This window comes from Yersinia massiliensis (assembly GCF_003048255.1).
Taxonomy (GTDB): domain Bacteria; phylum Pseudomonadota; class Gammaproteobacteria; order Enterobacterales; family Enterobacteriaceae; genus Yersinia; species Yersinia massiliensis_A.
This window is the reverse complement of sequence record NZ_CP028487.1, coordinates 3872017-3892038: the sequence shown is the minus strand read 5'-3', so window position 1 is coordinate 3892038 and position 20022 is coordinate 3872017. Positions and strand designations below refer to the sequence as shown.

Genomic DNA, 20022 nt, shown 5'->3' with positions numbered 1-20022 from the left:
AAGGATTTTTTAATGAAAAGAATTATCGCCCTTGCACCTGTTGCTTTAATTATGGGTCTTACTGGTCACGTTCAAGCTGCAACTCAGACTGACGTCCAGCTGCAAGGGACTATTGTAGACACGACTTGCGAAGTTGCTGCAAATAACGGTGCTGCAACTCTAAACGTTGGTTCGTTCTCTAAAACAGCATTTGACGCAGCTAAAAAACAGATCGGTCAAGAACCACTGGTCATTAGTCTGGCAAACTGCAGCGAAGACGAAGCTGGTGCTCTGCAAGTGACTGGCGTTGTGGGTACTGAAAACAACATGTTCTTGAGCGATACCTCTAAGAGCGCTGGTTTCATGCTGAAGCAGTCAGACAATACCACTCAGGTCACGAATAACACGAGCATTCCAGTTGTTGCTGATGAGAATGGCGCGCTGACCTATACCTTCACTGCGGGTATGGCTGTAATGGATACAGCAAACATCGAACCAGGTGCCTACACTGCGCCAATCAAGATCTCTTACGTTAATAACTAATCGTAAGATATTCTTAGTTCGACATTAATAGTCAGAAATAAATAGTCAGAAAAGAGAGGTGCTTTTCCACCTCTCTTTTTCATTAAATAGATAGAGAATATTATGAAGTGTTATTGCAAGTTAGGCATTATTTTAAGCCTGAGTTTGTTTTTATTCCAACCGGCAATGGCCAGTATTGGCATTGGCGCATCACGTATTATTTTTGCCGAAAGCGACAGCAGCCAAAGTATTAACATTAATAACCGGTCACAGAATCAACCTTATCTTATTAATGTTGGTATTTCAGACAGTCTTTCAGCGAAATCAACGAACAGCGTTTTTATGTCCACGCCTGCGTTATTCCGTATTGAACCTGATTCGATGAATAAAGTTCGAATTTTGAAAAAATCAAATGCTTTGCCTAAAGATAAAGAGTCAGTCTTTTATTTGAATATCATGGCAATTCCAACCGGTAAAACAGGCCAAGATAGCAATGACGACAAGGTTGGCGGCACTCTCCAAGTTGCGACAGGTAATACGCTAAAACTATTCTATCGGCCAGATAACTTACCCATCACTCACAAAGAGGCGATGGGGAAATTACAGTTTTCCAAAGAAGGTCAGGGCATTAAGGTTTCGAACCCAACGCCTTATTTTATTTCACTGAACAAACTGCAGATTGATGGCAGTAAAGTCAAACTCGATGTCATTAAAGGCACCAGTATGATTGCGCCTTTTGCCTCAAACACTTATCCGATTACGGCTGGAAAGGGAAAAGCTGAATGGGCAGCCATTAATGATTATGGCGGGGTAGAGAAATTCAGTGGTACCGTAAATTAGAGAGATAGAATTAAATAACTTACTGATTTAATTGGTCTTGAAGCCATTTTGGTCGGCTGGTGCACTGCGGCGGTGTTTCATTGCTCACGATAGAAACGGCCAGCGCAAAAATCACGTTCGCCTTTATTTTTCCTAACGCTTTCAACAGACAGACACGATGAAAAATCACAACACTTTATCAGGGCAAACCCTTGCCTTGAGGGCTTCGCTTTGCCTGTGCCTGCTGGCGATGGTAACCCAAGTAACAGCAACGGATGTGCAGTTTACCGCGACGTTTCAGGCACCAACCTGTCAGGTCTCAGCACCTCCGGTTATTGATTTCGGCACTGTGCAGTCATCTGACATCAAAAATGGGGGCAGCCAAGAAAAGCCGCTGACGATCACCCTCTCGCAATGTGCTGGGTTTATTGGCGCAGTACAGAAACCAGGTGTGAAAGTTTCAGGTGTGGGAAACACGGCGAGCGGTGACTTTTTGTTCCTGCAACCCGCCTCTTCTCATGTGGTGAATTACGGTGTGCGCATCGTTACCTCGACGGGTGACGTGGTGGATAACACCACCTTTCTACCGGCGGTGATTGACGGTTCCGGCTTTGACGGGGGTAGCGCCAGTATTCCACTGCAAGCTGCACTTTCTTGTGGCAACAAATGCAAGGATGCCGCCACTAAAGGCGGAAAGCTGAATGCCAGTATCACCTTCGATTTTGCTTATCAGTAAGAGGTTCCCTTTGCGTTCTATTCAACTATTTTTACGCTGGGGCCTGTTTGTCAGCGGGATCATGATGGTGCTCATTCAAGGCGCGGCCGCCGCTGAAGGCGGGGTCAGCCTGAGTCGCACACGTGTCATCTTCCAGTCAACAGACAGTGCGCAAACGCTGACGATCCAAAATCATGGCTCGCGACCTTATTTGGTGCAGTCTGCGGTGGTGGTTTCGCCACAAGGGCGTGAAGCAGCCCCGTTTCTCACCACGCCTCCTCTGTTCCGGCTGGAAGAAAACAGCAAAAACACCCTGCGCATTTTGCATAAGGACGATGCTGCACTGCCTGCTGATCGTGAGTCAGTGTTTTATATTACCGCGATCGCCGTACCCGCCATGACGCAACCGACAGAATCGGAAGACGCCTCGCTATCGGCACGTATTGCGGTGGGTATTCAGAACACGATCAAGCTGTTTTATCGCCCTGTAGGGCTATCGATGAAGGTGGAAGAAGCACAAGGGCGCTTAACGTTTCATCTTCAGGACGGAAAGGTTCAAGTACAAAACCCGACGCCTTATTACCTGACGTTCTCGCGTCTTGCCTTTGATGGCAATGAAGTTGCGGTGCGTGATATCGCGCCGATGATTGCGCCTTTTTCGCAGGCCAGTTATCCGGTAACGGGCCGCGTTCAGCAGGCACAGTGGACGGTGATTAATGATTATGGCGGCAACAGTCCGTTGTTCATATCAGACGTGCTGAACGGGGGGAAATCATGAGGTTTTCTCTGACGCTGCCTTTATTTATCGCCGCGCTCGCGTTGCCGTTTTTTGCCGCCGCAGAGCAGCCATCGGGTCTTTCGATCAGTCAGTTTCGGGTTGTGTATCCGGCTTCACAAACCAAGGGCATCACGTGGTCACTGACGAATAACACCGATCGGGCGTATCTGATGCAGTCATGGGTGCGGCCGATGGACTTCGCGACCGGCCTGCCCGCAGCAGAAGCAGATAATAAAGGGCCAACGGATGCGATTCCGCTGCTGGTCACGCCGCCATTAAAGCGAGTAGATCCCGGTGAACAACTCACCCTGCTGGTTCGCCTCACAAAAATGTCATTGCCGCAGGACCGGGAGTCCGTCTTTTACCTTTCGGTAAAAGGGATCCCCTCTACGCCGGATAAAGCCAGCCAGACCGGCGGGCAACTGGTGCTCGCGGTGGTGAACAACATGAAGTTGTTTTATCGCCCAGAAGGATTACCTGAGGGCGGTGTGGCAACAGCATCTAAGCAGCTCCGTTTCAGCTTACAAAACAATGAGCTAGTGGCCGAAAACCCGACGCCTTTTTATATCAATTTTAGCCAGCTGTCTGTGGGGGGAAAAGCACTCCCTGCTGATGCCATGCGCAGACTTGTTCCGCCTAAAGGGCAACAGCGTTATCCCCTCGCGAGTGGTCTGCGAGGGGAAGTGGAATGGCAAGTTATCGCCGAAAATAGTCAGTTGATGCCGTTACAACGTCAGGCGCTGTAGGGCTCGGGAAAGAGAATAATGAATCGTAGAGTAGGGATGATCTTGAGTCAGAAATTGACTTCCTGTTTAAGAACAAATGACCGCGCCTTACCGCGCAATACACTTGCGCTCTTAGTATTAATGAGTTGCCAGAACACTTGGGCTGAGGATTACTTCGAGCCTGAATTACTTTCGCTGGGGGCGGGGGGGACTGATGTCGATCTCTCGGCATTTTCCCATGCTGGCGGGGTGGGGGAAGGTCGCTATCTGGTCACCATATTTGTGAACCAGCACGAAGCAGTATCCCGTGATCTGATGTTTGGCAAAAATACACACGGCAACATTGCGCCAGAACTGACGCCAGAATTACTCAACGCACTCGGCGTTAACGTTGACCAGTTGCCCGCGTTTAAGGATTTACCGAAAGATAAGCCAGTGGATGATTTGTCCGCGCTTATCCCAGAATCCACGGTGAAATTCGACTTATCGCGCTTGCGTCTGGATATCAGTATTCCGCAGGTGGCGATGCAGCCAGGCAGAGACAGCCAGTTTGATCCTACTCAGTGGGACGATGGGATCCCTGCAATGTTGTTTAACTACAACCTGAGTGCCGGACGTAACGAACAGACAACCAATAGCGAACAACACACGACTAACAACGTCTTTGCTAACGTGCAAGCGGGGGCGAATGCGGGGGCGTGGCGTCTGCGCAGTACCATCACGCACAGCCATTCTGATTCGAATAATAATGGGAGTAGCGACAGTACGAATTTCTCCAGTACCTACTTGTCGCGCGATATCCGTAGTTGGCGTTCACGCCTGACGATGGGTGAAGCCAATACCGGAAGCGACGTGCTGGACGGTGTGCCGTTCCTCGGTGTACAGCTGAGTTCGTCAGAACAAATGATGCCGGCACGTTTGCGCGGTTTTGCCCCGCAGATAAACGGCGTGGCTAACAGTAATGCGCGTGTCACTGTGCGCCAGAATGGCTATGTGGTGTATGAGACTTACGTGGCACCTGGCCCATTTGAAATCAAAGATCTCTTTCAGGCAGGCATGTCCGGTGACCTCGATGTGTCGGTCACAGAAGCTGATGGCAGTGTCCGTACCTTCGTGGTGCCCTATTCCTCCCTGCCAGTGATGCTGCGTCCGGGGGCCATGAAATATGAAGTCACGGCGGGCCGCTATGATGGCGGGACCACGCAAGGTTCGCGCGAATCTGAGTTTGTGCTGGCCACGCTGATATATGGCTTACCGAAAAACCTGACGCTGTATGGCGGCGCATTGGCTTCACAAAACTACAGTGCGTTGAGTATGGGTTCCGGTATTTCAATGGGTGATTTTGGCGCCATGTCCGTTGATGGAACCTTCTCCAGCACGAAGTTTGAAGATGAAGAACGTCAGGCTGGGGGTTCATGGCGCATGCGTTATTCCAAAAGTATGTTGACCACAGGAACGTCAATGGACCTGACTGCGCTGCGTTATTCCACGCGAAATTATTACAGTTTTGCGGAATACAACAGCATGGGTTATGCCCAGCGGGAAGATGTCTCGCCTTGGACATTGAGTCGCCGCCGCAGCAGTTTCCAGACTCAGGTCACCCAACAATTAGGTGGCTATGGTTCGGTGAGCCTGCGTGCTAACCGTGATAATTATTGGGGGTCAACGAAAACCCTGACTAGCCTATCGGCAGGTTATAACGGCAGCTATCACAGTGTGAGCTATGGGCTTTACTACACGATTGATCGGATGAAAGACAATGGTAACTGGCCGGAAAATCGCCAGATTTCATTTAACCTAAACGTGCCTTTCAGCATATTTAGTCACTCGTCTGCGTTGCAAAATACTTTCGCGAGCAGTCAGGTGACCCATAACAATCAAGGACGCACTCAGAACCAAGCGGGTATTTCTGGTAGCGACCGAGACGGTGCGCTTTCTTACCGTGTGATGCAAGGGTGGGGTAATCAAGGTCAGGCCAGTAACAGCAACCTCAATCTGGGCTATCAAGGCAGTAAAGGCAACATTGCTGCGGGTTACGGCTACTCGAATGACATGCGTTCGATGAACGTCAACATGAGCGGTGGGGCGGTTGTCCATGCTGAAGGCATAACGCTGTCACGCACATTAGGCAGTTCAGTGGCGTTGGTGAGTGCGCCGGGAGCCGGAGGTGTCAGCCTTTCCAACGGCGGTGGGAAGATTGATTCGCGCGGTTTCGGTGTGGTGCCTTATCTGTCGGATTACACACGTAACAGCATTGGCCTTGACCCTAGCACATTACCGGACGGTGTCGATTTGCCGCAGAACCAGCAGACGGTCTATCCGACCAACGGCGCAGTGGTGAAAACGAAATTCGCGACGCGTATTGGTTATCAAGTATTGATTAATTTGACTCGTGCGGGTGGGGCTGGTGTGGTGCCGTTCGGGGCGACCGCCTCATTGCTGGATAACGCCAGCGGTGAAGAAATCAGCAGTATTGTCGGTGATGACGGACAGGTTTACCTGACCGGTTTGCCGCAAAAGGGCCAACTGTCTGTGTCGTGGGGTAAGGGCGACGATAAACAGTGTCGCGTCAGTTACAACCTTAACGGGCTAGAACCAACACCGCAGATGCCGGTTATCCAGTTGAATGGCGAATGTCGCTGATAAAAGGCCGCGTAACGCTGCGCGGCTTTGCTTAAGAATAGTGTTTTCATAGGAATCAATATGTCTGATTTAAACCACATCGTCACGCAGCCTGATACTGGCAATGTGATTGGACGCACCTCTCAATTGCTGTCTCATTTTTTCGTGAAAGCCACTCGCAGGCACTGGCTCAAGTGGGTTGTTGCTTTCGTATTGATGCCGTGGCATATGGCTTCAGCGCAGGTTATCACGGATGGTTATAACAGACTGGGGACTTGGACACCGTCTATCGTTGGAACTGCGTATGGTCCTTATAATGGCAGCACAGCGTTAAGTTATAGCTGGGGCTGGAAATTATCAGCTTGGCAGACAACACCTACTGACGCAAATGGTGCGACGTGCTCCATTGCCGGTCTGCCGTATACCACGGTAGACGGATGGTCCGGATACCAGATTCAGCCGGGCGTACTCATCATCCTGACGGGAAGCCTGAGTGCAACGGCAAAAACAGGTACGCCGAGCGCTACCACGAATGTTATCACCGATATCTATTCCGCAACTTGGGACAGCAAGGGGGCAATAGCAGCTAACTGGTTGACGCCTGGATCACCGTCACATTGTGCTGCCATTCAGCGCCAGATAACCGGTAACTTTTACATTTTGGATGGCGCAACGACCTCGATGAATGTGACCTATGGGGTATATGTCTCCCCATCGGCTGCCGTGGGGGCGCTTCCCACGACGTATCTCCAACTTCATAAAACCAGCGGCGCCAACAAGCAATCAGCATTGTCTTTCTCTAATCTGACGATCGCCAGAACGGAATGTTCGATGAATACGGCCAACCTCGTTCCATTTGGAGACGTGACACCTGCTCAGGCAACAGATGGGAAGGGGATTGCCGTGCAGTCTTCGCTGAGTGTGAGCTGTACCAACGAAGGCGGTGCTACCTCGGCTATCACTTATTCAGTCACGCCGAAAACGCAGGCTGGAGGTCAATACACTCTGCCGCTGTTGTCGACAGTAGGGGGAAGTATTGCAGGGGATATTCGTGGCTTTATTGGTGCAAATGCGACTTCTGACGCAGGATGCACAGACAAGGCATCGTCTTTACGCATGGATAACACGAAAGTTGCCCTCCGCTCAGTGACGTCAACGGAGTCTTGGTCCGATCCGCTGGTATGGGTCTTGTGCCCGCGTGACACCGCTGAACCCGGCCCTGCCACCGCGACAGCTACCCTTGAGGTGAACTGGTAATAAAAAAGGCGGGCTGTCTAATAACAACCCGCCTTTTTCGATGGCAACACTGCCAGCAGAGGTCATAAAAAGACCCGACTAATCAGCTTAAATCGACATTCTTACTGCCAAACAGCCAAGTCAGAACGAAACCGGCAATATAAGAGATAATAATACCGGCGACATAAACCAGCATGCCTGCAAAGATGCCTTTCGCCGATGTCATCAGAGGAATAGAGACCAAACCCGAAGGGCCGAAAACGGTATTAAGCCCTATCGGTAACCCCATCCAAGCCACCAGACCGATAAAGAACCCCCCGACAGCGCCACCCAAGCAGGCGGTCACAAACGGCTTCAGGCGTGGCAACGTCACCCCATAAATCAGTGGCTCGCCGATCCCCAGCAGACCAGGAAAAATTGCCCCTTTGATCTGAGTTCGCAGCAGCGAACCCTTAGGCGAACGAGCGAACAGCGCCAGCGATGCCCCGACTTGGCCAGCACCTGCCATCGCCAAAATCGGGAACAGCGAGTTAAAGCCTTGCGCATCCATTAACGCGAAATACACCGGAACAAATCCCTGATGAATGCCGAAAACTACGCTAATCAGGAATAACCCAGCCAGTATGGCGGTGCCGAATGGGTTGCCATTAAGGTGCATAAACAGCCATGACATCCCCTTAAACAGCTCGCCACCCACTGGCATAATCACCACAAAAGTAATCGCACCGGTGATCAGCAAGGTAATAGTCGAGGTAAGGATCATATCCAAGTTATCAGGAATCACCCGACGAACCTGCCGTTCAATCCATGCGCCCATAATACAGGCCAGTAGCACGCCAATAATGTTGCCGCGGGGATCGATAACCATGCCAAAGAAGTCGCTCATCCCAGCGTAATAGCCAACAGTGCCTTCTGGCACATAGCGTAAAATAAACAGCGACGCGATAATCGCGCCATTCACGCCAGTCCCGCCAAAGGCTTTCTGAGTGTTATAACCAATCAGAATGCTCAGGAAGGTAAACAAGCCGATGCTGAATACTTTCATATAAGCGATCAGGCTTTTCAACCAAACGGCTGGCGTCACGCCTTCAACGACCAGCGTTTGCTGCATTAGCGTCGCAAACCCGAGCAGTAGCCCTGCGGCAATAAAACCGGGGATCAGCGGGGTAAAAATAGTGGCGAACTTGGTCAGAAAATTATGCACCGCACTATTTTGTTTGGCTTTCATCTGCTGCTTGTTTTGGCTGGCCAACGACTGTAAATCTGCTTGCTCGTGACCGCCCTGCGGTTGACGAGGTTGCGCGTTTAGCAGCGTGTTCATCATTTCGCTGGCCGTCTGGGCTTTACCCGGACCGAGGATGATCTGTAACTGATCGTCGCCGTTAACGACCCCTAACACGCCCGGTATTTTCTTCAGATTATCGAGCTGGATTTGCTCGCGGTCGCGCAACGTCAGCCGCAAACGGGTCATACAGTTACCACAGATAATGATATTTTCACTACCGCCGGTGAGCTGTAAAATCTGCTCTATCATGGAAACGGTTATTTTCGCCATGGCTATGCCTGTATCCCCTCTAACGCCTTACGAATAAAGCCTTTATTCTTACTCAATACCGCAGCCGCCTGTTGTGCTGTCAGGCCACCGAGGATCATGACAATGGCGGTTTTACAGTGGCGCTGGCATTCATTGAGCGCGTTTTCTGCTTCTTCTGGGGTGCATTCTGTGGCTTCAACCACGATATTGACTTGGCGTTGTACGAGTTTGGCGTTGGTGGCTTCAACATCCACCATCAGATTGCTGTACACCTTGCCGCTGCGGATCATGGCACCAGTGGTGATCATATTAAGGATCAGTTTTTGCGCTGTTCCTGCTTTCATGCGTGATGAACCAGTGACGACTTCAGGGCCAACCACGGGTTCAATGGCAATATCAGCAGCCTTGCTCATTTCGCTGTTCTGATTACAAGAGATAGCGGCAACCGTTGCCCCGACACTGCGTGCGTAAGCCATTGCGCCCAACACATAAGGTGTGCGGCCGCTCGCGGCGATCCCCACCAAAACGTCACGGGCGTTGAACTCGAGATTACGCAAATCTTGTTTCCCCATTTCAGGGTTGTCTTCTGCGTTCTCAACTGCCAGCAGAATCGCGGTATGTCCACCTGCAATTAGGCCGATCACCTGCTCACGAGGCGTGCCGTAGGTTGGCGGGCACTCGCTTGCATCCAGAATGCCCAGCCGCCCAGACGTACCGGCACCGCAATAAATTAATCTGCCGCCGTTGGCGAAAGCCTCAACGACCAAATCCACTAATTTGGCCACCTCTGGCAGTGTGGCTTCCACCGCTAAGGGGACTTTTTTATCCTCCGCGTTGATCACCGCAAGCATTTCCAGTGTTGGCAGCATATCAATCTGAGAACTGGCCGGATTGCGGCTTTCGGTCACCATCTTGCTTAAATTAATCTTCATTGGGGCTTCCATTTGATTAGGTTTTCGGCGATGTTAAGGAATTATTTATTCTTAAAGTGTGATTATTATCACAGCAAATCTATTCTGATTCTCTGTTTGATGAGGAATAAACATCGAATAAAAAGATAAAATAAAAAAATATTTTCAATACTTTCATGCAAATAGGTCAATGGAATGAAAGGCGTCATGAGTGGAATAATCTATTACAAATAACGGAGATATTTTTGATGTCAGTGTTAAATGAGATCGCTTGGTTGCTACCTGAACTCGCTGAAAGCCAGCAAAAAATTGCTAAATTCATTCTGGATAATCCTGAGGCTATTCTAGGCATGTCCTCTTCCCGCTTCGCTGAAGACGCTGGGGTGAGTCAATCCGCTGTCATCAAGTTTAGCCAGAAGATTGGTATGAAGGGCTTCCCTGCGCTCAAGATTGTCATCAGTGAAGAACTGGGCAGAAATAACCAATTTAAAACCTACCCGCATAAGGCGTTGCATAATGCTATCTCATCTGAAGATTCGCTGATGGTGATGGCGCAAAAGCTGGCACATGAAAAAACGGCCGCGATCATTGATACCACCAAAAAAATAAACTTCGCAGTATTTCAGCAGGTTGTGGACATTATCAATCATGCTCAACGGGTACAGATTGTCGGCATTTGGGGATCTGGATTAACAGCAAAAGACCTGAGTTACAAACTGCAAAAGATAGGTATTCTCTGCTTAGCGGAAGCCGATCTTCATGTTCAGTTAGCCACTGCTCAGGCTTTGACGCCGAAAGATGTACAGATCGTGTTGTCGTTCAGCGGCAAGCGCAAAGAAATGCGGATGGCCAGTACCATGGCAAAAGCGCAGGGGGCGACGGTCATCGCCATCACGGGCAACAAAGAAACTCCTTTGGCTAAGCTTGCCGATTATGTGCTGGAAAGTATTTCTGATGAAAATGAATGGCGCAGCTCTTCGATATCATCACGGACAGCGCAAAATACCCTGACCGATCTTATTTTCTTGGCGCTATTGCAGCGACGAAAAGAAATCGCCAAACCACTGGTCCTTAACGCCAGTATGACCATCAACAATCTGGACGATTAACCCAAGCCGAGGCTGGTTCTCGCAAAAAAACGCAAACAAACCGTATGCGGGTGCCAACATTATTGCCGTAAATTCCTTTTCTTCGGCCACGATGTGACGCTTTTTTACGGGGCCAGTGATCTGAGCAGTCAAATTAATATCCAATGATAAACGCCCTAAAAGCTTAACGGTCAATATTGTTATTGATTATATACTAAGACTATTCTTGCAAATTGAAATGCCACAGAAATAATTAACGAAATATATTCCAAAAATTAATTTGCTATTCCTTATGCATCTCCTTGAATTAATCAGTTTGCGGCCAAAAAATCTTGAAGGGAAAGTAAATATTATTCCATTGATAACCAAAAACACGAATCGACCAGCTGTGATAATTGTCACTTTATTACTCATTTTGGAATGTACAATCGCTGGGAAATTGACACCATGGAGCTATTCATGAAAAAAATAATATCTGCTATTTTTTTATTCAGTACCGGAAGTTATGCTGCCACTATTTCAGATTCACAATTGAAAGAAATGTGGCAGTCGCCAAAAACTGCTGCGGAAACATTAATAAATCAAATGAGTTTTGAGGAAAAACTCGGACAGATGTTGATGGTCGATATTCGTTCTTGGGATGAAAGTAATACTGAAAATAAGACGCCATTTATCACGATAAATGACAGTGTCAGTAAGATGATTAAAGATTACTCTCTGGGTTCGGTGATTCTGTTTCGTGAAAACTTAATTGATACGCCGCAGACGGTAGAATTAATTAATCATATTCAGAATGCACGCAATAATTTACCATTATTTATTAGTACCGATCAGGAAGGGGGATATGTCACCCGTTTACGTGTCGGGACTGAAATGCCGGGGAATATGGCTTTAGGGGCGACAGGGTCGCCGAAGTTAGCTAAACAAGCAGGGACAATTCATGGCTATGAATTAACGAGTCTTGGTTTTAACTTTAACTTTGGCCCCGTGGTGGATGTTAACAATAACCAAAACAACCCTGTTATCGGTGTTCGTTCTTATTCCGATGATCCGATTTTGGTCGGTAAATTGGCTCGCAGCTATATCGAGGGTATTCAGCAATATCCGGTACTGACCTCGCTAAAACACTTCCCAGGGCATGGCAACGTGAGTTCAGATACCCACTTTGCGCTGCCTAGCATCAATATTGACAAGGCAGCATGGTCGCAGATTGAGCTTAAACCCTTCCTTGAGGTGATGCCGGATAGCGACGCCATCATGACCGCTCATGTGGTCGTTCCCGCGCTTGATGACGCTAAGTTGACCAATACCAAAGGAGAAGAAATCGGCACTCCGGCCACGTTATCGAAGCCTATTCTGACTGACCTTCTGCGCCACCAGTTGAAGTTTGAGGGCCTTATTCTGACCGATGCCATGGACATGGGGGCCATCACCGGTAATTTTGATCGCCAGTGGTCTATCAAGCAAGCGATCCTCGCCGGTAATGATATTGTCTTGATGCCATTAGCGATTAAAGACAAGAGCAGTATCGAGCAACTCGGCGAACTGTATCATTACCTGAAAACTGAAGCAGGAAAAGATGCGGTGCTTAAGCAACGTATTGAGGAGTCAGCACAGCGCGTTATCTATACCAAACTGAACAAACAGCTTTCTCCTGCACCGCATGATGCCGCCAAGGCACAAACTATTGTCGCATCCAAGGCACATAAAGATTTGGAAAATGCGATTTCCGAGCAGGCCATTACGCTGATTAAAAACGACCAAGTACTGCCTTATCGTCTTAAACAACAGAATGAGATGATGGTATTTTCCGATGAAGGGCCACGTAACGAGCTTATTAGCAAACATTTGAATGACATTGCCAATGAGCTAAAAGTTTCATTAAACGTTAAGCATCAGGTAATCAAGCTAGGTCTGGATACACTAACGACAGAAGAGATTGAAAAACAAATTGAAGGTCAGCAATTCATTATTCTTGCGACTTATAATCTCAAAGAAAATCCAATGAATGCTCAGCGGATTATCGATGTCGCTAATAATAAAAAGATTCCACTAGTGGTCATCTCCACGCGTAACCCCTATGACATCGCTTATTTATCTGGCGTAAAGGCAAATATCGCTATTTATGGTATTACGGGTTTCGATGTAACAAATAATGTCCGTAATAGTCTGGAAACCAATATTCGCAGCGGTTTAAGAACGCTATTCCAAGGGCCAGCAGGTAAACAAGATATTCTCGCTAAACCTCAAGGGAAACTCCCCGTCGATATTAAAACGCCTGATGCTAATAAAGTGCTTTATCCGCGCGGTTATGGATTAACAATATTATAAAATAATGGAAGATAAAAAATGAATCGTTTGACAGGGTTAGTGATCCTCAGTGCTATAGCGATGTCTGCGCCGGTAATGGCAGATGAGTCTTCAACCGATTACGATCAGGAAATATTAAAACTGAACCAACGTATTTTAGCGATGGAAAAAGAAAAAAAAGAAGCTCAGACAAAGCTCGAGAAAAAAGTCTGGAACTTTGATACCTATATTGGCGTTGAGCAAGAAATAGACAGCGATGATAATTGGAAATTTATGAAAGGGAGCATGGCGACTTCGCCTTATCTCGGTGCTTTTATTTATCAGAATGATTCGCTGTGGCTCTATGATGTGCAATTTTTGAAAACCTATTTAGACAATATGCAAGAGTACGATCGTACTCGCTGGCAGGCAGGGGTCACGAGAACATTCCCCTTCACGCTGGATGGGAAAAGCGGCAATACGAAACTGCGCATAGGCTATCGTAATGACAACTGGCATTATCCGTCGATAAACAACCCCGCGCTGGCTGTTCCGGAATATCAGGGTGATGTGCGCAAAGGCGAAGAGCGGCACGAATTCTGGATCCGTCCACAGGCTTACTATAAGTATTCCGACAGTGTGAGCTTTAATGCCAGTCTCTCTTTCCGCTTGATTGACCGTAAACTGGATTACGCGCGGGCAAAAGGAGAATATGGCGTCTACAAGCGTGACTGGAGCCAAATCAACGAGCATTTTGCGGGTGCTAACTTCACGTTTGATAAGAAAAATTCGTTGTGGCTGAACTACTTGTATATCGACGAGCAACTGGTCAATACGCTTTATAACAAGGAACATTTCCTGTGGGGGATCTACCGCTACAAGTTCGATAATGGTGTCATGCTCATGCCGTACACCCGTCTGGCGTTAACCAAAGGGACACAAAGTTTCCGCGACTCGCGTAACAATGAAACCCTGTTTAAAGAGAAGAATCGTAGCCGCTACGGATTCCAGGCGATCTATCCCTTTACCAAACAAACGTCGCTATTCTTCGATACCTATTATCGGCCAGAGCAGACTTGGATAAATGGGCATAAAACCAGCAACAACTTCTGGTTCTGGGCAGCGGAATTGCGGCATAACTTCTAAGGCCTCTTCCCACGGGCAAATTCATCTATGATAAGAGAGAAACAAGGCATGAGACACTTCCTGCTGACTTTACTATTTTTGTGTTCTGCGTGTGTTATCAGCATTGGCTCTGCCAATGCGGGACAAAGCATGGTTCTGGGCGTTGATCGGGAAGATATTTACGGGCCGCTGCTCAAAAACAAGCGTGTTGGCTTGATGGTCAATCAAAGTTCTATCAATAAAGATGGCCGTCACACCATTGATAAATTGCTTTCTGAGCAAGACAAGTTTGGCTTCACCGTCACGACATTATTTTCGGTTGAACATGGGATCCGCGGTAAGGCCGATGCGGGCTTGGGCGATGATAACCACCTTGATAAGCAAAGTGGCTTGCCGATCATCTCTCTCTATGGGCGAGATGAAGATGGTCGGGCGCGCGCTCATCCTACTGAAGCGCAGTTAGCCAATATCGATGTGGTGATCTATGACTTGCAGGATGTCGGCGTACGTTATTTTACCTATACCCTCTCCCTGCACCACATGCTGGAAAGCCTGCAAGCCAGCCAGAAGAAGTTGATGGTGTTCGATCGGCCTAACCCGTTGGGGAATCATGTCTATGGGCCAATACTGGAAGAAAAGAACATGTCGGGAATCGGCATGCATCCTATTCCGATGGTTCATGGCCTGACTTCGGGGGAGTTCGCTCGCATGATCGTGGGGGAGGGCTGGTTGACACATTTTGATGACAGCAGTTGGCAGGCATTTGGTATCCCCGCCTACCAGTTACCGCCACAAGACTTAGTGGTTATCAGCATGGCAAATTATACCCATGATATGCCTTATTCGCTGCCGGTCCGGCCGTCACCAAACCTGCGCAGCGATCTGGCGATTCAACTCTATCCTTCTCTGGGATTGTTTGAAGCCACTAGCGTCAATATGGGCAGAGGCTCAGATCACCCGTTTGAGCAATTAGGTTTTCCTTCGCACCAGTTTTATGTCAATACCTGCTATCAGGTCGATATTAATCAACAGAAAACCGGTTGGCCTCATGCGGGCAAACAGGTTTGCGGCGAAAATCTTTCTAAGACCGATATCAGTCAAATTAAGCCAACGGTGCGTTACTTCGTCGATTGGTGGTTCAAGTTCAAGGCTGCGGGCTACCCGATGGTGATCCCTGCGGCACAAGAAGCGAAATATCTGGACTATCAGGAAGCCTTCTTTTTGCTACGCCCGCTCTGGTTAGCCAAACTCACTGGTGCAAGCAATCTCGTGGCATTGATGAATGAAGCAAGTGAGAGAAAGCTTTCCGTTGATGAAACCGTCAGTTTCCTTGAATCCCACTGGCAACCTGATGTGGAGCGTTACTTACAACTGCGTGAGAAGTACAAAATTTACCCATAAGAAAATGCAGTTTCTTTGACTTTTGAGGTGATCGCCTAGGCTTTCACCTCTTTTTTTTTGCTTGTTAAAGCACAGGGAAAGTCATTAGGCTCCAAAAAACGCGCGCCCTCAAAGTAGGACGCGCTGCTGGGATAGGGTTATTTGAAGCTGGGATTATCGGGGAATAACGCTCGCGCAGTTAGGCGCAGATGATTCGCTTGCTCAACATCGCCCTGATAATGAGTAATCATGATAAGGCTTTGATAAACATTCGGGTCATTGTGCAGTTGAAGGTACTGCTCTGCCCATGCCTTAAATTGTGTCAGTAACTCAGGGTCTTGGCGCTGGTTGAATTGCAGTAATAAGTTGATATGTCGTATGTACTGATATCTTTCCCATTGGATATACGGATTTATCAAGTCATCTAATGGCCTCATGTCCACTAAGCCATTTCTTTCTGTCATGGTCAGTACGCGACCCGTTTTGAATCCCGTCACCATAAAGAGCAATGTGCATAGCGCCGCGAAAATGATCGCACCGTTCAACCCACGTTGCCAAGGTGCCGGCGTTGGCGTTGCTGCAACCAAAAGAGTCTCCGGAATCATTAGTCGCCCAAGAAGAATAAGGACCAGCCAATGGGCCGCAGATTGGTAAAGCGGATATTCGGTCATCAGATGCAACGCGATCGGCAATGTGAGGACCCAGATTGGAAACACAGTTTTGGGTTGCATCAATAGGGGTTTGACATAGCCGATAGCGAGTAACAACATCCCAATCAGCGCGGCGATCCCCCCCTCCACCCAGCCAAACAGAACTTCATTATGGGGATGTGAAGGATAAATAAAGTTGTCGGGTACTTGCCCTGCTTGCGCGAGCGTGCGGGCAAAAGCAAACTCAAACTGACCGTAGCCCCAACCTAGCCATGGGTGCTGCGATATCATGTGCCAAGTGTAATGCAGTAATAGCCTGCGCTCTCGGTTACTGCCCTCTTTGAGGACTAGCGCACTGTCGCTCCACTGGCTCAACACATAAACAGCGGCCAGCACGCTCGCGAGACTGAATAACCATAACCCAAGGATTTGCCGCTGACGCCAGTAATAGAAAGAAAGTAGCAGTAAGGTTGAAACCCCACCAACCCAGCCGATCCGCGATTGGAGTAGTACCAATAAGCCAGGGAACACTAAAAGCGTCAGGGTACTGATACCGCGGACCACTCGCTTATTTGGAACCATGAACAGGTAAACTGCGCAGGCATAACCCGTTGCCAGATAACTGGCCAGCACATTCACTTGTTGAAAAATGCCATAAGGGCGTTGCGCAGGATCGAACTCCATCCAGTTATCGGCAGTAAAAACAAACCATTGCAGTAGGGCCAAGACGGCCTGTCCCCAAGTGGACAAGAGGATCAGCATTAGCCACATTTGTCGCGTTCCTGCGTTTAGCTTCAGCCGAAACAGCCCAAATAACAGGATTATCCCGCCCCATAGACCCAGAAGACGCGGCAACCAAGCCCCAATATGCCGTAATGATTCAGGCCATAGTCCAGGGATACTGATCATCAGTGCACCCGATAACAGCCATAAACTACCGGGTGAACTAAAGGGGTGGTTTGCCTCAGACTGGGGCCAATAGAGCGCCATCGTGAGGAGCGCCATCATCGCCCAGATGAGGATATTGGTTGGAAGATCAAGCCCGGCTCCGCCTCGATTGATTTCATAGTGCAGCATGGTAAGAAAGGTAACGGCAATCATCACCATTATTATTGTGTTCATTCTTTGCGCAGGCAAATTGAATCCCTTCAAGGTGATTGGCTTAAATTTAATATACATATCATACTGTTAAGTTTTGTTTGTATACGCAGTTGTTGGATGAGTGGTTATGAGCCAGAAGCGAATCACATCGCTGGAACTTAATCGCGGTCCACATCTTTATTTGTCTGCCGGGTGAGCAATAAACCAGCGCAATGAATTCAGGACCTTAGTTTCTGACATCTTTGCTCTGTTCTCATCAACCAATTTCATCAGGACTAGCCTTGCAGTATAAATATCCAATTCAGCTTTATCAGCCAACTCTCTGGTTTTTGGCCAACTGTCCACTGGGGGGATTGACTCGCTAAACTGTTTTTTTAAGAAAAGACATCTTTCTTCCAAAATACTCATGACTTCTTCTTTGCGTTGATTTTTAGCTTTCATGTTTTTACCTCATATAATCTATATTAAGAATGTCTCATTTTTTATTTCTAATATTCTCTTATTGATTTGTGTATTTCTCACCTTGATGTAGGTAATTTCCCACAAACTAAAAAGATGTTTCCTACGGTCAGCATAATGGCATCTGATTTATTTTATATTTTTTTTGTTATTCTTTTTTTAATAGGCTAACTAGCACGATTAAAATAATGGTTTTGCAAGATTTAAAACCAGATAAATAGCATTATCTCCAACATCGGTAAATATGAAGATTTATTTCACACTAAATAGATGAATTATGTCTTTTTGGTTTTTAATGATTAAAATCAATCACTTATGTAATCTTATTTGTATGATTAATTGATGGTTTTAGTGATGCCAAATAGGCTGTTGAGACGTAATTATGTTACCAATCAGTTTTTTATTCCTTTGGCGTGCACCATGCGAGCATTTAATCTCGATTATAATTTCACTTATGGAATAAGCAATCGTTAATTTTGGAAAATCGCATTTTAACGATCAAATGTGTCGGTATGTTCTTTTTGGGAGAGATAAGTGTCGAGGGTGTGGGGTTTATCGATCAATCTTATCGATATTATTTGGTAAGCGTAATCAATAAAGCTAAAGACTCTGAATTTTGATTTTTTGAATTAATTAGCTATGAAGAACATACTGAAGTTTGTATTATCTGCGGCGAACAAAGAATGCCTTAAACGTTATTTGAAGTTTTTTTAAAATGTAGATGCTTCTTAATGTCTACATGTTGAATTTATCGAACTCGATTTTTATCGGCTTATCATTTCGTATTATTACGAAAACAAGCCGTATGAGCTCATATTTTTCAACTACTTCGATGCACTATATACCTTGATCGGATTAAGGTATTTCAGCTTGCTAAACTTAAAATTGTCTATAAAGGAATGATGTAATGAATCTGAATAAAACTATCTTGGCAGCAGCATTGGTATTAGGTTTCGCTTCTGTTGCTAACGCAGCTGATCAGGGCCAAGGTACTGTAACTTTCAACGGTTCTATCATTGACGCACCATGTTCAATCGCATCTGGTTCTGATTCTCAAACTGTTGAACTGGGTCAGGTTTCTAACGTACGTCTGATGAACGGCGGCGAGTCTCAGTCAAAAGATTTCAACATTAAATTGGAAAACTGTGACATCACTACTCTGAAAACAGTAACTACCACTTTCGGTGGTGCTGAATCAGTTGCAGTCCCTGGCCTGCTGGGTATCACTGGCGTTGCTGAAGGTGCTGGTATCGCAATCGTTGATGGCGGTGGTTCTGTTATTACTCTGGGCTCACCAACTTCAGCACAAACTCTGGTTGCTGGTAACAACACTCTGCTTTTCTCTGCTTACCTGAAGGGCAGCACAACATCTGGCGCTATCAAACCAGGCAGCTTCACCAGCGTAGCTAACTTCACACTGGCTTACCAATAAGCACCCCTTTATTGATGGGACATGCGGATTTATCCGCATGTCTTTTTATCTTGCAAAAGATACGTGTTGGATGAGCTAGGTGATTTATGTTGCGGTCATTTTTTTTGATAGTACCTCCTTCCTTACTGATGGTGTCATTGATGAGTTTTACCGCAATGGCGGATCCCATGAAGACAGACTTGGGCTTCGTGAGTATGGAAGGAAGTATTACTGATACATCTTGCGCGATAGATCCTGGCAGTCAGGAGCAGACCATTGATATGGCCATTATGCCCATCGGTCAATTGGTTGAGAACGGCGTAGGGGATGAGCATCCGTTTGCTATTCGTTTACTCGATTGCACGATAACCCATGCAGACCCAGATAAATCTAACCGCCAGCATTTTACGGTGACATTTGACGGTGCTGCGGACGGTAATAATTTCGCGGTGTATGGTGAGGCCGAAGGTGTTGCGATGCAAATTATTGATGATAAAGGAAATTCGTCTATTCCTGGCATGGCGTCACCGGAAATTAACATTATTCCTACCGATGAGATGAGACTCAATTATGCCCTGCGATTAGTGGGCAATGGCAAGATGCTGCGTGCTGGATCTTACTATTCCAGCGTTCGTTTCAAATTGGATTATTACTGATTTCAATGAGTAAGGTGACATA

General features: G+C 47.3%; 17 protein-coding genes. 13 read left to right on the top strand and 4 right to left on the bottom strand.

The features are described from left to right. The first annotated feature begins 12 nt into the window (after positions 1 to 12). The 7 genes from DA391_RS18140 (at position 13) to DA391_RS18110 (ending at position 7417) form a co-directional block, all read left to right on the top strand. Positions 13 to 522: a fimbrial protein gene (locus DA391_RS18140; RefSeq protein ID WP_050080321.1), complete on the top strand. Its 510-nt coding sequence runs from the start codon at positions 13 to 15 to the stop codon at positions 520 to 522. A 102-nt stretch (positions 523 to 624) separates the two neighbouring features. Beyond that, positions 625 to 1341: a fimbrial biogenesis chaperone gene (locus DA391_RS18135; RefSeq protein ID WP_240624753.1), complete on the top strand. Its 717-nt coding sequence runs from the start codon at positions 625 to 627 to the stop codon at positions 1339 to 1341. A 157-nt stretch (positions 1342 to 1498) separates the two neighbouring features. Continuing rightward, the gene (locus tag DA391_RS18130) at positions 1499 to 2056 is read left to right on the top strand and encodes a fimbrial protein (RefSeq protein ID WP_108088048.1); all 558 of its coding nucleotides are present in this window, start codon (positions 1499 to 1501) and stop codon (positions 2054 to 2056) included. Then, positions 2022 to 2813, top strand: a complete 792-nt coding sequence (locus tag DA391_RS18125) for a fimbrial biogenesis chaperone (protein ID WP_108088047.1) — start codon at positions 2022 to 2024, stop codon at positions 2811 to 2813. The genes DA391_RS18130 and DA391_RS18125 overlap by 35 nt, the downstream gene beginning before the upstream one ends. After that, complete coding sequence (locus DA391_RS18120) at positions 2810 to 3559, top strand: fimbrial biogenesis chaperone (protein ID WP_108088046.1); 750 nt, start codon at positions 2810 to 2812, stop codon at positions 3557 to 3559. The genes DA391_RS18125 and DA391_RS18120 overlap by 4 nt, the downstream gene beginning before the upstream one ends. A gap of 18 nt (positions 3560 to 3577) precedes the next feature. After that, the gene (locus tag DA391_RS18115) at positions 3578 to 6181 is read left to right on the top strand and encodes a fimbria/pilus outer membrane usher protein (RefSeq protein ID WP_240624751.1); all 2604 of its coding nucleotides are present in this window, start codon (positions 3578 to 3580) and stop codon (positions 6179 to 6181) included. Positions 6182 to 6241: 60 nt separating this feature from the next. After that, positions 6242 to 7417 carry a hypothetical protein gene (locus DA391_RS18110; protein WP_050080327.1) on the top strand — a complete coding sequence of 392 codons (1176 nt, stop codon included), beginning with the start codon at positions 6242 to 6244 and terminating at the stop codon, positions 7415 to 7417. A gap of 82 nt (positions 7418 to 7499) precedes the next feature. Here the strand turns inward: DA391_RS18110 and murP are convergent, their stop codons facing one another. Both murP and murQ read right to left on the bottom strand, forming a co-directional pair. Beyond that, a complete protein-coding gene (gene murP / locus DA391_RS18105) occupies positions 7500 to 8951 on the bottom strand; it encodes a PTS N-acetylmuramic acid transporter subunit IIBC (protein ID WP_050080330.1) in 1452 nt (483 codons plus the stop codon). A 2-nt stretch (positions 8952 to 8953) separates the two neighbouring features. Next, positions 8954 to 9862 (bottom strand): N-acetylmuramic acid 6-phosphate etherase, encoded by a 909-nt coding sequence (gene murQ / locus DA391_RS18100; RefSeq protein WP_050080332.1) that lies wholly within the window; start codon positions 9860 to 9862, stop codon positions 8954 to 8956. Positions 9863 to 10089: 227 nt separating this feature from the next. Between murQ and DA391_RS18095 the strand changes: the two genes are divergently transcribed. The 4 genes from DA391_RS18095 to DA391_RS18080 all read left to right on the top strand — a co-directional run bounded on the left by DA391_RS18095 (position 10090) and on the right by DA391_RS18080 (position 15744). Beyond that, on the top strand, positions 10090 to 10950 hold the full coding sequence (locus tag DA391_RS18095; RefSeq protein ID WP_050080334.1) for an SIS domain-containing protein: 861 nt from the start codon (positions 10090 to 10092) through the stop codon (positions 10948 to 10950). A gap of 438 nt (positions 10951 to 11388) precedes the next feature. Then, entirely contained in the window at positions 11389 to 13260 is a 1872-nt protein-coding gene (locus DA391_RS18090) for a glycoside hydrolase family 3 protein (protein WP_057650353.1), read from the top strand. Positions 13261 to 13278: 18 nt separating this feature from the next. After that, positions 13279 to 14364 (top strand): hypothetical protein, encoded by a 1086-nt coding sequence (locus tag DA391_RS18085; protein WP_050080337.1) that lies wholly within the window; start codon positions 13279 to 13281, stop codon positions 14362 to 14364. 48 nt (positions 14365 to 14412) lie between these two features. Beyond that, positions 14413 to 15744 carry an exo-beta-N-acetylmuramidase NamZ family protein gene (locus tag DA391_RS18080; RefSeq protein WP_108088044.1) on the top strand — a complete coding sequence of 444 codons (1332 nt, stop codon included), beginning with the start codon at positions 14413 to 14415 and terminating at the stop codon, positions 15742 to 15744. Between the two features lie 137 nt (positions 15745 to 15881). Here the strand turns inward: DA391_RS18080 and DA391_RS18075 are convergent, their stop codons facing one another. Beyond that, positions 15882 to 17495 (bottom strand): PglL family O-oligosaccharyltransferase, encoded by a 1614-nt coding sequence (locus DA391_RS18075; RefSeq protein WP_276308715.1) that lies wholly within the window; start codon positions 17493 to 17495, stop codon positions 15882 to 15884. A 156-nt stretch (positions 17496 to 17651) separates the two neighbouring features. Then, positions 17652 to 17915, bottom strand: coding sequence for a faeA-like family protein (locus DA391_RS18070; protein ID WP_050080341.1), 264 nt, complete (start codon positions 17913 to 17915; stop codon positions 17652 to 17654). Between the two features lie 925 nt (positions 17916 to 18840). Between DA391_RS18070 and DA391_RS18065 the strand changes: the two genes are divergently transcribed. Together DA391_RS18065 and DA391_RS18060 are read left to right on the top strand one after the other, a co-directional pair. Further along, complete coding sequence (locus DA391_RS18065) at positions 18841 to 19365, top strand: fimbrial protein (protein WP_050080342.1); 525 nt, start codon at positions 18841 to 18843, stop codon at positions 19363 to 19365. Between the two features lie 128 nt (positions 19366 to 19493). Next, entirely contained in the window at positions 19494 to 20000 is a 507-nt protein-coding gene (locus DA391_RS18060) for a fimbrial protein (protein WP_050080436.1), read from the top strand. The last annotated feature ends 22 nt before the right edge of the window (positions 20001 to 20022 follow it).